Below are 13,659 nucleotides of genomic sequence, written 5' to 3' on the forward strand. Positions count from 1 at the left end.
CCAGTACCCTCGGTATCGTGAACTCGCTCGACTGGACTCAGCGCCCCACCGACCTCGAGTTCGGCCCCGCCGCGTGGCAGAGCCGACTGCTCGGCGGGTTGACCGCGGTGTTCGTCCGACCGGTAATTGCCCTGCTCACGCTCATCGGCATGGTCGTCAACCGGTTCCATCCGGAACTGGTGCAGCGAGGCCGCTACGACATCATCGACGGGCCGTTCCGCGCGTTCCGCGCCCTGCCCGGCACCACGGTGACACCGATCGCACTGGACGACTGCGCCGCCGAATGGATCGTCGCGCCGCGTGCACAGGGTTCCGATCGCGTGATCATCTACTTCCATGGTTCGGCGCTGATCACCCTCGGCCTGAACTCCCATCGGCGCTGGGCCAGCAAGCTGTCTGCCGCGACCGGCGCCCGGGTCCTGAACGTGGGCTATCGACTGGCACCGCAGGCCCTCATCGAAGACGCCATCGCCGACGGCGTATGCGCCTACCGGATGGTGCTCGCCGCCGGCGTCGACGCAAAGAAGATCGTGTTCGCGGGTGACTCCGCCGGCGGGCTGATCGCGACCGGCACCGCGCTCGCCGTACGGGATGCGGGCCTGCAGGTACCCGCCGGCCAGATCCTGCTGTCGCCGCTGACGTCGTCCGACATGAATCTGAAGTACAACGCGATGCTCGAACACCGCGACGTGCTGTTCCCGTTCATGGCGGTGAAATACCTCTACGACGTCTTCGCGACCAAGAACGGCACCCACCCGGTGCCGGAGATGCCCACCGAAGCGGACCTGCACGGCCTGGGACCGACGCTCCTGCAGGTCGGCAACAACGAGATGCTGCGCAACGATTCGTTCGCGCTCGCCGACGCGTTGCGCGCTGCCGGGGCGCTCGCCTGGGTTCAGGTGTGGGACAAGGCGATGCACATGTTCCAGCTGAGCTTCGACGTCAACCCGGATGCCCGCAAGGCCGTCGACGAGATCGTGGACTTCTTCGAATTCGCCACCACGCAGCAGCCCGGCGAAGTCGCGTCCTAACGGCCGGCCGACCACTCCGTGCGCAGGAAGGTCAGCAACCTGCGCGCGGCCGGAGTGCCTGCGGTCGGCGCCCAGGCCAGCGCGATCTGCCGCTGATAGCTGTTGGGCGTCAACGGGATTTCCCGGACCTTGCGCGAGGTGTGCTCGTCGTGCGGTAGCAACGCGATACCCATACCGCGGCCGACCAGCTCGCGGATGGTCGAGAACTCGGTGATCTCGACGGGCACGTGCGGCGTGAAACCCGAATCACGGCACCAGCTTTCAGTTGCCTGGCGCAGGTGATAACTGGCCGGATTGGCGATGAACGTCTCGCCTCGCAGCTCATCCAGACGGAGACGACGACGGGCCGCGAGCGGATGGGTCGCCGGTACCACGGCCCGGATCGGTTGTCCGCCGATCACCACATGCTCGACACCGTCCGGCGGAGGGATCACCACTGCGACGTCGAGTGTCCCGGCCTTCAGATCCGCGGCGAGCTGACTGCCGTGCGCCTGTTTGATCTGCAGCCGGATTCCCGGTGCGCGCCGGTGGAATTCGGTGACGAGGTTCGGCACCACGCCGGCCCCCATCGTCAGTGGGAAGCCGAACCGGACCGTGCCGTGCTCCGGGTCGGCTTCCCCGGCGATCGTCTCGACCGTCGCTTCGAGTTCTCGCAACGGACGCCGCACCTGCTCGGCCAGCTGCACCGCGACCGGCGTCAGACGCACCGTCCGCCCCTCCTGGGTGAGCAGCCGAACGCCGAGCGCCTTCTCCAACGCATGGATCCGCCGGCTCATCGACGACTGCGGAATCCCCAGGCTGTCTGCCGCACGGGTCATGTGCCCGCCCTGGGAGTCGAGCTCTTCGAGCGCCCGAAGCTGCGGGGCCAGCAGACTCATCCATTGATCCATATACGGATGGTAATCGCCAGAACATTCATTGGACGGATTGAATGCGCAGGGGTGATGCTGGATTCATCGAGACAAGGAGCAACCATGAATACCGTTGAACCTGAAGTCGCCGACGTCGTCCTCATCGGTGGCGGCATCATGTCGGCCACCCTCGGCGCCATGATCAGCACGTTGGAGCCGCAGTGGCGCATCGTGTTGGTGGAGCGGGCATCCGACATCGCCACCGAGAGCAGCGGGCCGTGGAACAACGCCGGTACCGGCCACTCCGGCTACTGCGAGCTCAACTACATGCCAGACCCCGCGGACGGCAAGGCGCCCGCTGAAATCGCCGCACAATTCCAGGTGTCCCGCCGCTGGTGGGCACATCTGGTCGAACGGGGCCTGCTGGACCCGGCAACATTCGTCCACGGCACCCCGCACATGGACGTGGTGTTCGGCGACCACGATGCAGCCTACCTGCGGCGACGGTTCCAAACCCTCAGTGCCGATCCGCTTTTCGCCGGCCTCGAGTTCAGCGACGATCCCGCGAAAGTCGCCGAATGGGCGCCGCTGGTGATGGCCGGCCGCGATCCGGCGCAACCGATTGCGGCCACCCGGCACCCCGGCGGTACGGATGTCGATTTCGGGGCGCTCACCCACGGACTGACCCACATCATCACCTCTAACGGCGGCGAGGTGCGGCTCGGTCATGAGGTGCGCCGACTGCACCAGGACTCGGACGGCAGCTGGCTGGTCGGCGGCCGACGTACGGACTCGCACAACAGGTTTCAGCTGAGGGCCCGGCATGTGTTCGTCGGCGCCGGCGGATTCGCGCTACGGCTGCTGCAGCGCGCGCACATTCCCGAAGTCCGGGGCTACGGTGTCCTGCCCGTCGGCGCAGCGTTTCTGCGGTGTGCGCGGCCCGATGTCGTCGCCCGGCACGACGCCAAGGTGTACGGCCAGGCCGCTATAGGAGCACCGCCGATGTCGGTGCCGCACTTGGACAAACGCGTTGTCGACGGCGAGGGCTACCTGATGTTCGGTCCGTATGCGACGTTCAGCACCAAGCTGCTCAAAGGCGGCAAGCTGACCGACTTCTTCACCACGCTGAGGTGGCACAACCTGCACGTACTGGCGGCCGCGGCCGCGCAGAGCCTGTCCCTGGTGCGGTATCTGATCGGCGAGTTGCTCACGCCATTCAGCGGGAAGATCAAACAGCTGCAACGGTTCTACCCGGAGGCCGACCCCAGCGACTGGCAACTGATACCGGCCGGACAGCGGGCCCAGCTGGTCACCCCCGACGCCGAACGTATCGGCGCGTTGCGCTCAGGAACCGAGCTCGTCGCGTCGGCAGACGGCACCATCGCAGGACTGCTGGGTGCGTCGCCGGGCGCCTCGACCGCTGTGCCGATCATGCTCGACCTCCTGCAGCGGTGTTTCCCCGAGCGCTGGGCCACGTCCTGGCAGGCGCGCATGGACGACGCCCTGGGCGCGCGCGACACTACCGCGCTGCTGAGCCTCTAAAGGCCAATGGCCAGGTCTGCCCGGGCCATCTCCGCGCAGACCTGGCCATTCAGCCGGCAAGACCTAGTGGGCGAAGTGCCGCGCCCCGGTCAGGTACAGCGTGATGCCCGCCGCGGCGGCGGCCGCAGTCACTTCGTCGTCACGCACCGAACCACCCGGGTGCACAACGGCTTTCACGCCGGCGTTGGTCAGGGTCTCCAGACCGTCCGGGAACGGGAAAAAGGCATCGGAGGCAGCGACGGCGCCGCGAACCCGGTCACCGCCCCGTTCCACCGCGAGCCGCGCCGCGTCGACGCGGTTCACCTGGCCCATACCAACGCCGACAGTTGCCCCGTTGGTGGCGACCACGATGGCGTTCGACTTCACCGCGCGGCACGCGCGCCACGCAAACACCAAGTCGGCCAACGTCTCCGGGTCGGCCGGGCTGCCGGTCGCGAGGGTCCAGTTGGCCGGGTCGTCGCCCGCGGCGTCGAGCGCGTCGCGCTGCTGCACCAGCAGACCGCCACTGACCTGGCGGAACTCGGTGCCGCCGGGCTGCGGCTCCGACGCCACGAGGATGCGAATGTTCTTCTTACGGCTCAGGATTTCGACGGCACCCGGCTCGAACGCGGGAGCGACGATCACCTCGGTGAAGATGTCCGCGACGGTCTCGGCCATCTCCTCGGTGACGGCCGTGTTGGCCGCGATGACGCCACCGAACGCGCTCAGCGGGTCGCACTCATGTGCCTTGCGGTGCGCGTCGGCAACCGAGATCGACGACACCGCAATGCCACACGGGTTGGCGTGCTTGATGATCGCCACGCAGATCTCCTCGTGGTCGAACGCCGCCCGCCACGCCGCGTCGGCGTCGGTGAAGTTGTTGTAGGACATCTCTTTTCCGTGCAGCTGCTCGGCCTGCGCAAGCCCCGGCCAGCCGGCATCGTCGCTGTAGAGCGCGGCCTTCTGGTGCGGGTTCTCGCCGTAGCGCAGCACATCACTGCGACGCCAGGTCGCACCCAGCCATGCGGGCATGCCGGCAGCGGACGCCTCGTCGTCGCCGGGTACCAGCACCGACCCCATCCAGGAGGCGACAGCGACGTCGTACTCGGCGGTGTGCCGGAAAGCCAACGACGCCAACTTCTTCCGCTCTTCGAGCGTGAACCCACCGGCGTTGACGGCGGCCAGCACGCCGTCGTACCCCAGCGGGTCCACGACAACGGCGACGCTCGGGTGGTTCTTGGCCGCGGCGCGGACCATCGACGGGCCGCCGATGTCGATCTGCTCGACGCACTCGTCCTCGGAGGCGCCCGACGCCACAGTCTGGGTGAACGGATACAGGTTCACCACAACGAGTTCGAACGCCTCGACGCCGAGCTCATCGAGCGCGGCGAGGTGCTCGGCCTTGCGGGTGTCGGCCAGCAGGCCGGCGTGCACGCGCGGGTGCAGCGTCTTGACCCGGCCGTCCAGCACCTCCGGGAAGCCGGTGACCTCTTCGACGGGAGTCACCGGAATTCCCTCGGCAGCAATGGTTTTCGCTGTCGAACCCGTCGACACCAGGGTCACGCCGGCCGCGTGCAGCCCGCGGGCCAGCTCAGCCAGGCCGGTCTTGTCGTACACGCTGATCAGCGCGCGCCGAATCGGTCGTCGCGTCATCCTATTGCTCCTCACCTTCGCGGCACCCGATGGCCGCCTTTCGCCCACTCCACGTCACACCGCGGAGGGCCACCGCGGCGATCACATCTACCAACAGCCGTCGTTCGACGACCTTGATCCGCTCGTGCAGCGACGATTCGTCGTCGCCGTCGAGCACCGCCACAGGCTCCTGCGCCAGGATGGGCCCGGTGTCGGTGCCGGCATCCACCAGGTGCACCGTGCTGCCGGTGACCCGCACGCCGTACGCGAGGGCTTCAGACACCGCATGTGCCCCGGGGAACGACGGCAGCAGCGCCGGGTGGGTGTTCAGCACCCGACCCTGGAAGCGTGCGAGAAAGGCGGGGCCGAGGATCTTCATGAACCCCGCCGACACCACCAGGTCCGGCTCGTGGGCGACGACGGCTTCGGTCAGCGCGACGTCCCACGCGGCCCGATCGGCGTGGTCGCGCACCTGGGTCGTGAACGTCGCCACGCCTGCGCCCGAGCCGACCTCCAGCGCCCGGCATTCGCGATCCGTACCGACTGCCACGACGCGGGCCGGGTAGTCGCCGACCGCTGCGGCCAGCACAGATTCGAGCAGCGAGCCGGTCCCGGACGCCAGAACGACGAGCCGCGCCGGCGCAGTCGGGGGCACGTGAACCGGTTGCTGCACGGGAGCAGCCTAGTGGCCGTCGTCGTCGACGACGAAATGCGCCTCGGGGTCCTCGTCGGGGTCGAAGGCCACGTGTTCACCGATGCGATCGGTGGTACCGGATTGATACGCCTCCGCAGGTGCCGGGGTCATGTCCGGTTCCGGACGTGCCGGCCGGCGCGGTTCGGCAGGTTTGGCCGCGGGCGCTGGATCGGGTTCGGACTTCGGCTCAACGACATGCTCGAATGCCGGGCCGCCGGTGAAATGCGAGTCGTCGTCCGCGTCGGACGCGGCAGCCGACACGTCACCGATCAGCTTCTCGGTCACGGGCTCGTCGTCGTCGACGACGTCTGCCGCGTCATCCCCATACGGTTCTTCGTCCACAGGCGTCGCCGGAACGACGGGTGCCGGCCGGGCCGGGCGACGCGTCAGACCGCCGGCCATGGCCACAGTGAGACCGCCGATCGAGACGAACCACAGGAAAACCGCAGGTCCGAAGGTCGTCTGATCGACGCCGAGTTCACCGAAGTTGCCGAGGCGACCGCTGCCGGCGACCGCGAGCATCACCATCAGCACCGCAGCCAGTAGCGATGCGACCGCCAACTTGGCGAAGGCGATCGGCCACGGGGACGGGCGCCGGGAGCACTGCTGCCCCACCGCCACCGCCGAGGCCGCCGCGATGATCAGCAGCGCCACCCATACCGGCCCCAGCGGGGGTGACGGCACCGCGGCCAGCACCGGCACGGCGGGCACGTCGCCGCCGAGCACCGTGAAAGAGCTGAAGGTGGCCAACCCCACGTGCACGCTCGAGCCGACGGCCACCGCGGCGGCGCCCACCATGACGTTCGGGATGTACAGCGCAGACAGCACGGTCAGGCTGAGCTGACCGAATACCGAATCGGTGATGCCGAACAGGTCGTGCATGGTCGACCAGTGCACGACCATCGAGCCGACCGCGACCAGCCCCGACAGCCCGAGGAGCGCCAGCATGCCGGCGACGGCCCCACGGAAAGCCTCCGGGAGCCAGTACGGCAAGTGCGCGTCGGTCAGCAACCGTCCCTGCAGGCGCGAACCGACGCCGATGGCCGCGCCAACGGCGTGCACAGCCAGGACGCAGCCGAACGCCTGGAGCGCACTCGGGGTCTGCAACTCGGTGAGCACAGACGATGCATCGTGGATCACCGCGATCGCGATCGCCGCGATCAGCAAAGGTCCGCCGAGCGCCGACGCGACGATCCACCGGACCACGAACCAGGACGCGCCCGGCCGCGTCGCCGTCGCCGTGGTGCGGGCGGTGCCCCAGACCATCGCCAGCAGCGGGGCCAGGGGCATCACACCGAGTTCGGCGCCGCCGATCGAGACAGGGACACCGTGCACGCCCAGCCACATGCTGGCCATGGCGCCGAACGCCCCGGTCAGGTCACTGTTGGCGATGACCAGCTGGATCAGCACCAGCGCAGCGATGATCGCCAGAGCGATGCCCGACGGGCCGAACGCAACCCGAAGCAGGTCGCGCGCCTGGCGCGTACCGACTGGTCGGTTATCCACTAGCTGGGTCACTCCTCGCGAGGTCGTCACCCGCGTGCCGCGAGTGCCCTAGCGATTATGACGAAGCCGGGCCCGATTACTGCGGAGCCGGGGGTTGCTGGAAGGTCGTCGTCGGCTCCGAGCCGGAGCCGTTGGCGCCCGGAGCGCTGGGCGCCGAGGTGAACGACGACGATCCGGCACCGGACTCCGAGGCCGAAGGCGCCTGGCCGGACGACTGCTGCGGGGCCGACGACTGGCCTGCCGACTGCTGTGGCTGGCCGAACGCCGGGAATCCGGTCGGCGGGGTCGGCGGACCCGAGTCGGCGCCGTGCTGCGGCGCGCCCTGCGCACCGGTGTAGCCGCCGATGGGACCGTTCTGGGACTGCGGCTGGTAGCCACCCTGCTGACCGAAGTGCTGACCGGTCTGCTGGCCGTACTGCTGCTGCGGCTGCTGGCCGTAGTACTGCGCCTGCGGGTTGTAGCCCTGCGTCGGTCCGCCGTAGTTGTACGGATCGGCCTGCGGGCGCGGAGCCGGCGGCTGGATGACGCCGGCGTCCAGCAGCAGCGCAGCGACGGCACTACCGGCCTGCAGCACCGACAGCACGAGCACGACGTAGAGGCCCCACTCGATCTCGATACCCTTGGGCGCCTGCACGATCTCGTTGATCACCAGCAGCAGGGCCAGCACCGCGAGGATGGCGACCCACGACTTGAAGCTCTTCTGCTTGGGCAGCAGGCTCACGCCCGCGAGCAGCGCGGCCAGCACGGCGACGACGATCGGCGCCTGGGTCAGGATGCTGCCGGTGCCCGCATCCAGGCCACCCGCGCCCAACTGGGGTGCGAAGTTGAAGCCGAAGATGAGCAGGCCGAGCGCCGCGACCGCGGTGGTCAGGTACTCCGGCAGTTTGCTCGGGCCGGCCGGCGCGGCGGGCGCAGCCGGGATCTGCTCGGGCAGCCGGTTGAACTGCTGCGTCGGCCCGCCGTACTGGTTGCCGTACTGGCTGGGCTGCTGGGCGGGCGGGTAGCCGGAGTTACCGGGCTGGTAGGTCATGACCTCTCCTGTACTGCTCGACTCGACCAACCACGCTAGCGCACTTCGCTGAGGGTGCCCTGCATCAGTTGAACCCGGAGTGCACCGTCCTGACCGGCCGCGACGGCCCTGAGCAAACTCGCCGACGCGTCACGCCGGGACGCGGATCGGCCCCTCCGCGGCGTCCTGTTCCGCCTCCTCGATTTCCCGCACCAACGGCAGCACCTTGGCGCCGAAGTACTCGACTTCCTCCTGGAAATGCAGGAAGCCGCCGAGGATCAGATCGACGCCCCGTTTGCGGTAGGCAGCAATCCGTTCTGCGATCTGTTCCGGGGTTCCGATCAACTTGGTACGAAAACCGTCGTTGTACTGCACGAGGTCGTCGAAGCTCGAATCCGCCCACATGCCCTTCTTGTCGCCGGTGGAGTTGCCGGCCTGCTGCACGGCCTGGCGGAATCCTTCGACGGCCGGCCGGTTGGCCTTCGCCACGATCTCGCGGAGGACTTCTTTCGCCTCCTTCTCCGTGTCGCGCGCGATGATGAAGCCGTTGAGGCCGAACCGGACTTCCCGGGCAACCTGGCGGGCGTGGTCGCGGACATCGACGATCTGCTCGGTTACACCGTCGAAGTCCTTGCCATTGGAGAAGTACCAGTCGGCGTAGTAGCCACCGTTTCGTCGCGCCGCGCTCGAGTTGCCGCCCTGGAACAGTTCGGGGTTGGGGCGCTCGGCCGTGTTGAGCGGCTTGGGCTTGAGCGTGAAGTCATGGATGCGGTAGAAGTCGCCGCGGAAGTCGACGTCATCCTCGGTCCAGATCTTGCGCAGCACCTGGAGGAATTCGGCGCTGCGGCGGTAACGCTCGTCGTGCTCCAGCCACGGCTCTCCCAGGTGCGTGAATTCGTCCTTGAACCAACCGGATACGACGTTGACGGCGAAGCGGCCATTGGAGAGGTGGTCGGCCGTGGCGCCCAGTTTGGCCAGCACGGCCGGCTGCCACAGGCCCGGGTGAACGGCCGCAATGACTTTCAGTCGTTCGGTCGCCAGCAGCAGGGCGAGGCTGAAACTCGTTGACTCATGCTGATATTCGGCGCCGTAGCTGGCCTCGTACCGCACCTGACTGAGCGCGTATTCGAAGCCGTTGTTCTCCGCGGTCTGCGCGAGCTTCTTGTTGTACTCGTAGTTCCAGTCGGTGCGCTGTTCGATGTCGCTGGTCACGAGTCCGCCGCTGACGTTGGGCACCCAGTAGGCGAACTTGACGTGGTCGGCGATGCGTTCGGTCGTCATGGGCCAATGTCAACAAGCGAGGTGTCCCACCGTCGCGGGTAACGTTCGCGATGAAGTTATCTCCGATTTGGTTCACAGGCGTGTCAGTGCCGTCACTGCGCCATAAACCGGCAGGTAAGCCGCCATGTTCGGCTTTCTTGCCACCTCCTCTTGCGCCCCGATACTGAAACACGTTCTAATCACGGTATGGACTACGGGCTCGTACTTTTCACCAGCGACCGCGGCATCAAGCCCGCCGCCGCCGCCAAATTGGCCGACGACCACGGCTTCACCACCTTCTACGTGCCCGAACACACGCACATTCCGATCAAGCGCCAGGCTGCGCACCCCACCACCGGTGACGAGACGCTGCCCGATGACCGCTACATGCGGACGCTGGATCCGTGGGTGGCGCTCGGCTCGGCCGCATCGGTCACGTCGCGGGTGCGGTTGTCGACCGCGGTCGCGCTGCCCGTCGAGCACGATCCCATCACGTTGGCGAAATCCATTGCCACACTTGACCACTTGTCGGGCGGCCGCGTATCTGTCGGTGTCGGATTCGGTTGGAACACAGACGAACTCCAGGACCACAACGTGCCGCCGGCCAGACGTCGCACCATGCTCCGGGAGTACCTGGAGGCGATGCGCGCGCTGTGGACCCAGGAAGAAGCCGAGTACGACGGCGAATTCGTGAAGTTCGGGCCGTCGTGGGCGTGGCCGAAGCCGGTCCAGTCGCACGTGCCGATCCTCGTCGGCGCCGCCGGCACCGAGAAGAACTTCAAGTGGATCGCCAAGTCGGCCGACGGCTGGATCACCACGCCGCGCGACTTCGACATCGACGAGCCGGTCAAGCTGCTGCAGGACACCTGGGCCGCGGCGGGCCGTTCGGGTGCACCGACCATCGTCGCGCTGGACTTCAAGCCGGACGCCGACAAGCTGGCGCGCTGGAAGAAACTCGGGGTGACCGAGGTGTTGTTCGGACTCCCCGACAGCGACGAGGCCACCGTGTCGGCGTACGTCGAGAAGCTGGCCAAGAAGCTGAGCGACTTCGGGATCTGAGGTTCGCTCGGCGTTTTGGCGTCGGCAGCCCCTCATCACACTCGATCTGCGCCGGTCAAGGTTCCTTGACCGGCGCAGTTCGCTGTTATTTTCCGTCGGGTTCCGCCTGCCAGCCGCCATAGACTGAAGTCATGGGGCGGGGTGTTGACGGGTGGGGCCGTTGTCGATCCTGAAGATTCGCGGCACCAATCCACTGACTTTGGTCGATGGCGGTCGCGATCTGAAACGCAAGGCTGAAGGTCTCGACGAGTTGATCGGCAAGCAGGTCCATGCCGTCCAGGAACTTGAGCAGGAGTGGAAAGGCAAGGCGGCCAACGCCGCCCGCGGGCAGGCCTACCGGAATATCGAGCGACAGCACCGCTTTCACGAAATCACCATCTCCCTATGGAAGCGCTACGGCGCCGCGCTGTACCAAATCGGGAACTCAGACACCAAGAATCTCGGATCGTATTGACATGCTGCGTCCGAAAGTGCTTATTGCGCTGCTAGCCCTAACATTGCCGCTAACCGCCTGCCCGCAGTCCAAGGACAATTCATCTACTTCGACGGTACCGCGCGACGTTGATTTTCCAGACCTCAGTACATTCACCGCAGCTGATTCCAGTAGGTATTCAAAACAGAGCAACATCAACTCGGTATTCGGCTTCTTGACACCCCTAGGTCTACGTTGCAGCCTTACCACGGGCCGCGAGTCACAACCTGACGGCATCAGTTGCGTCGGGCCAGTTCCGGGCCGTGGGCACCAGTGGTCGCTTCGTGTCGAACGCGGCAGTGGCGCAAAGATGTCCATTGACCTAAACAAGAGCGGGCCTGGAATTTTCACGCCTCCGGAGCCACCATCACCAACATTGGCTCGCCACCAAGCACTACAGATCAACCAGGGCGACATCGCTTGTGGGATCCTTGATGCCGAAACCCCGGCCTGTCACGTCGGCGGTCACGGGTTCGTTGTGAACCTCGACAATGTTGTCCTTTTCTAGGGGGTCCACTGGCAGTGCGATCAGTCACCAACCATTGTCGTCAAAGAATGCTGATTGCCATAGCAATTCTCGTAGCCGCCATCGGCTGCACTCCAAGCACGCCCAAACCATCAAGCAGTACGGCACCCGGCACACCTCGAAGTGTCAGTTTTCCAGACTTCAGCAGTTACGTCGCTGCAGATCCGCGTAGCTACTACTCAGAGGGCCCGGATTCCGACACGAAGTACCGATTTACGACGCCGAGCGGGCAGCGGTGCCGTATCCGAATCACCAAATCTTACAGTTCATCGATCGGCTGCGCGGGTCCGATTCCTGGTCGGGACGGCGAGTGGAACATGGGTTTCGACACTGGTTATGCCGTTGGAGGCCAGTCCACTTCGCCAGCCTATCCCGACGAGCCTGCACAACCGACTGCACCAACCTTGCCTTTGCATCACGTCCTGCGATTCGACAATGGCGAAGTGCAATGCGGCATTACCGACAACGGCACCGCCGCCTGCCTCGCCAACCATGGTGGCTTCCTGGCAGGCATGGGCAAGCTGACGTTGTTCTAAGCCGACAGCTCAGGCCAGCACAGCCCGATTGCCCTCCTCGGTCGATGTGACGACGATCTCCGCGCCCAGCGGCTCGCCATCGCACAGCACCGCCATCAGATCGGCGTCTGTCGTCGTCGCCAAGAACCGGCTGCCATCTGCGTCGAGGCGCCCGATGATGATGCCGGTGTTAGGAGTCCAGTCGTATCGGACGGTGTAGGTCTCGATGGTCGCGGGCCCGTTCGCATGTTCAACCACCGTAACGGTGGGCCATGACGCGACCTCTGCGCACAGTTGGGCGCTGTTGTCGGCGACCCAGCCCGCCGGCTCGGTCGAATAGATGCCGACCGAGAACTTGCTGGCAATGCCGCCATTGGCGCCCACCAACGCGAATTCGCCTGGATTCTCCCGCATTCGGGTAACAGCCTCAGCGATGCCGTGCAGGGAATAGTTGTTCCCCGGGCCGCCGAAATACGGCAGGCCGCCGGTCAGCGTCAGGCCTCGCGGGTCGTCAGCGTCCAAACCGACGCCGTCGCAGATGTTGAACACCGGGAACGGGAAGCAGCTGTACAGGTCGAGCGCCGAGACGTCGTCGATCCCAATTCCGGCCACCCGCAACGCTTCTCGCACGGCCAGCACCGATGCCGGGCTGGCACCGACGTCGGGACGATCGAGGAGCTTCTGCTCTTTTATGTCCGCATGACCGCGCAAGAAGACCCACTTGGACTCAGGCACACCGAGTTTGCGCGCGGACTCCACCGACATGAGCACCGCGGCCGCACCCATGTTCACCTGGTCGCGAGCCACCATCAACCGCGGGTAGGGGTCGCAGATCATCCGGTTTTTGTCGGTGACCGTGACCAACTCGTCGACGGTGCGCTCCACCGGCGCGGACGAATACGGGTTCTTGGCAGCGACTTTCGACATCGCGGCAAACAGCTCCCCCATCGCCCGACGGTAGTCCTCAACGGAAAGCCCGAGCCGTGCCCGACGGGCGTTCTCCAGCAGGCCGTACTGCACCGGCGCACCGATCAGCCCGTGCCTAACTGTGTACTCGTCGAAGATGCCGTCGTATCCGTAGCCGCGGTCTTCGAGCTGGCCGTCGATGGTCTCCGAGTGATCGGGCTTGTCGTCCCGCCCCTTGAAGTACCGGATGCTGGATGTGTTTTCCGACCCCATGATCATCACGACGTCGGCGCGACCGACCACGATTTCGCCGGCGAATTCTGTGATCAGGTGCTGAGGGCTCTGCCCGCCGATGACTTCCAGTACGGCGCGCGCCGGGTCAGCACCGATGCGCTGCGCCACGGAGCGTGGGTAGTTGTTCGACTTGCCCAGCGGCGCCGGCACGTGGCCGGAGATCTCGAACTGTCGGGTGCCCGCGATGGTGTCGATCGCCGCAGCAACTGCGGTGGCGCCGGCCCCGGTGTCCTGCAGCGCCGCCTGCGCGGCTGCAGCGGCGAGGTCGACCGAGGACATCCCGCGATAGTCAGGGTCTTCGAGGCGCTCGGTGAACTGACCAACACCGACGATCACCGGCGTACGCGGATCGACACCCATTACAAACCTCCAGACAACTGTTA

12 protein-coding genes are annotated in these 13,659 nt (G+C 66.3%); 5 read left to right on the forward strand and 7 right to left on the reverse strand.

Translation table 11 applies throughout. The annotated features are described in order from the left end of the window. Nucleotides 1-17 precede the first annotated feature (17 nt). The gene (locus QRN63_RS14125) at nucleotides 18-1,031 is read left to right on the forward strand and encodes an alpha/beta hydrolase (RefSeq protein ID WP_285031386.1); all 1,014 of its coding nucleotides are present in this window, start codon (nucleotides 18-20) and stop codon (nucleotides 1,029-1,031) included. Here QRN63_RS14125 and QRN63_RS14130 read toward each other — a convergent pair. Further along, on the reverse strand, nucleotides 1,028-1,921 hold the full coding sequence (locus QRN63_RS14130; protein WP_285031387.1) for a LysR family transcriptional regulator: 894 nt from the start codon (nucleotides 1,919-1,921) through the stop codon (nucleotides 1,028-1,030). The genes QRN63_RS14125 and QRN63_RS14130 overlap by 4 nt on opposite strands. An 84-nt stretch (nucleotides 1,922-2,005) precedes the next feature. Between QRN63_RS14130 and QRN63_RS14135 the strand changes: the two genes are divergently transcribed. Continuing rightward, nucleotides 2,006-3,424: a malate:quinone oxidoreductase gene (locus QRN63_RS14135; RefSeq protein WP_285031388.1), complete on the forward strand. Its 1,419-nt coding sequence runs from the start codon at nucleotides 2,006-2,008 to the stop codon at nucleotides 3,422-3,424. Between the two features lie 63 nt (nucleotides 3,425-3,487). On the opposite strand, the gene purH is transcribed toward QRN63_RS14135, so the two are convergent. The 5 genes from purH to sfnG all read right to left on the reverse strand — a co-directional run bounded on the left by purH (nucleotide 3,488) and on the right by sfnG (nucleotide 9,525). Further along, complete coding sequence (gene purH / locus QRN63_RS14140) at nucleotides 3,488-5,056, reverse strand: bifunctional phosphoribosylaminoimidazolecarboxamide formyltransferase/IMP cyclohydrolase (protein ID WP_285031389.1); 1,569 nt, start codon at nucleotides 5,054-5,056, stop codon at nucleotides 3,488-3,490. Between the two features lies 1 nt (nucleotide 5,057). Beyond that, nucleotides 5,058-5,708, reverse strand: coding sequence for a phosphoribosylglycinamide formyltransferase (purN, locus tag QRN63_RS14145; protein WP_285031390.1), 651 nt, complete (start codon nucleotides 5,706-5,708; stop codon nucleotides 5,058-5,060). Between the two features lie 9 nt (nucleotides 5,709-5,717). Further along, complete coding sequence (locus QRN63_RS14150; RefSeq protein ID WP_285031391.1) at nucleotides 5,718-7,235, reverse strand: cell division protein PerM; 1,518 nt, start codon at nucleotides 7,233-7,235, stop codon at nucleotides 5,718-5,720. 76 nt (nucleotides 7,236-7,311) lie between these two features. Beyond that, nucleotides 7,312-8,265: a DUF5336 domain-containing protein gene (locus tag QRN63_RS14155; RefSeq protein WP_285031392.1), complete on the reverse strand. Its 954-nt coding sequence runs from the start codon at nucleotides 8,263-8,265 to the stop codon at nucleotides 7,312-7,314. Nucleotides 8,266-8,394: 129 nt separating this feature from the next. Next, nucleotides 8,395-9,525 (reverse strand): dimethylsulfone monooxygenase SfnG, encoded by a 1,131-nt coding sequence (gene sfnG, locus QRN63_RS14160; RefSeq protein WP_285031393.1) that lies wholly within the window; start codon nucleotides 9,523-9,525, stop codon nucleotides 8,395-8,397. 186 nt (nucleotides 9,526-9,711) lie between these two features. On the opposite strand from sfnG, the gene QRN63_RS14165 reads away from it, so the two are divergent. The 3 genes from QRN63_RS14165 (at nucleotide 9,712) to QRN63_RS14175 (ending at nucleotide 12,097) form a co-directional block, all read left to right on the forward strand. Then, complete coding sequence (locus QRN63_RS14165) at nucleotides 9,712-10,563, forward strand: LLM class F420-dependent oxidoreductase (protein WP_285031394.1); 852 nt, start codon at nucleotides 9,712-9,714, stop codon at nucleotides 10,561-10,563. 160 nt (nucleotides 10,564-10,723) lie between these two features. Continuing rightward, nucleotides 10,724-11,017, forward strand: a complete 294-nt coding sequence (locus tag QRN63_RS14170; protein ID WP_285031395.1) for a hypothetical protein — start codon at nucleotides 10,724-10,726, stop codon at nucleotides 11,015-11,017. Nucleotides 11,018-11,878: 861 nt separating this feature from the next. Continuing rightward, a complete protein-coding gene (locus tag QRN63_RS14175) occupies nucleotides 11,879-12,097 on the forward strand; it encodes a hypothetical protein (RefSeq protein ID WP_285031396.1) in 219 nt (72 codons plus the stop codon). Between the two features lie 9 nt (nucleotides 12,098-12,106). Here the strand turns inward: QRN63_RS14175 and QRN63_RS14180 are convergent, their stop codons facing one another. After that, nucleotides 12,107-13,636 carry an acetyl-CoA acetyltransferase gene (locus QRN63_RS14180; protein ID WP_285031397.1) on the reverse strand — a complete coding sequence of 510 codons (1,530 nt, stop codon included), beginning with the start codon at nucleotides 13,634-13,636 and terminating at the stop codon, nucleotides 12,107-12,109. Nucleotides 13,637-13,659: the final 23 nt, after the last annotated feature.

The organism is Mycolicibacterium sp. lyk4-40-TYG-92 (genome assembly GCF_030209435.1).
Classification (GTDB): Bacteria; Actinomycetota; Actinomycetes; order Mycobacteriales; family Mycobacteriaceae; genus Mycobacterium.

Bases quoted from the DNA above. Each gene is read 5' to 3' on its own strand.
- QRN63_RS14130 (WP_285031387.1), bottom strand. From the start codon at position 1,921: ATGGATCAATGGATGAGTCTGCTGGCCCCGCAGCTTCGGGCGCTCGAA.
- QRN63_RS14175 (WP_285031396.1), top strand. From the start codon at position 11,879: ATGGGTTTCGACACTGGTTATGCCGTTGGAGGCCAGTCCACTTCGCCA.
- sfnG (WP_285031393.1), bottom strand. From the start codon at position 9,525: ATGACGACCGAACGCATCGCCGACCACGTCAAGTTCGCCTACTGGGTG.
- QRN63_RS14155 (WP_285031392.1), bottom strand. From the start codon at position 8,265: ATGACCTACCAGCCCGGTAACTCCGGCTACCCGCCCGCCCAGCAGCCC.
- purH (WP_285031389.1), bottom strand. From the start codon at position 5,056: ATGACGCGACGACCGATTCGGCGCGCGCTGATCAGCGTGTACGACAAG.
- QRN63_RS14165 (WP_285031394.1), top strand. From the start codon at position 9,712: ATGGACTACGGGCTCGTACTTTTCACCAGCGACCGCGGCATCAAGCCC.
- QRN63_RS14135 (WP_285031388.1), top strand. From the start codon at position 2,006: ATGAATACCGTTGAACCTGAAGTCGCCGACGTCGTCCTCATCGGTGGC.
- QRN63_RS14180 (WP_285031397.1), bottom strand. From the start codon at position 13,636: ATGGGTGTCGATCCGCGTACGCCGGTGATCGTCGGTGTTGGTCAGTTC.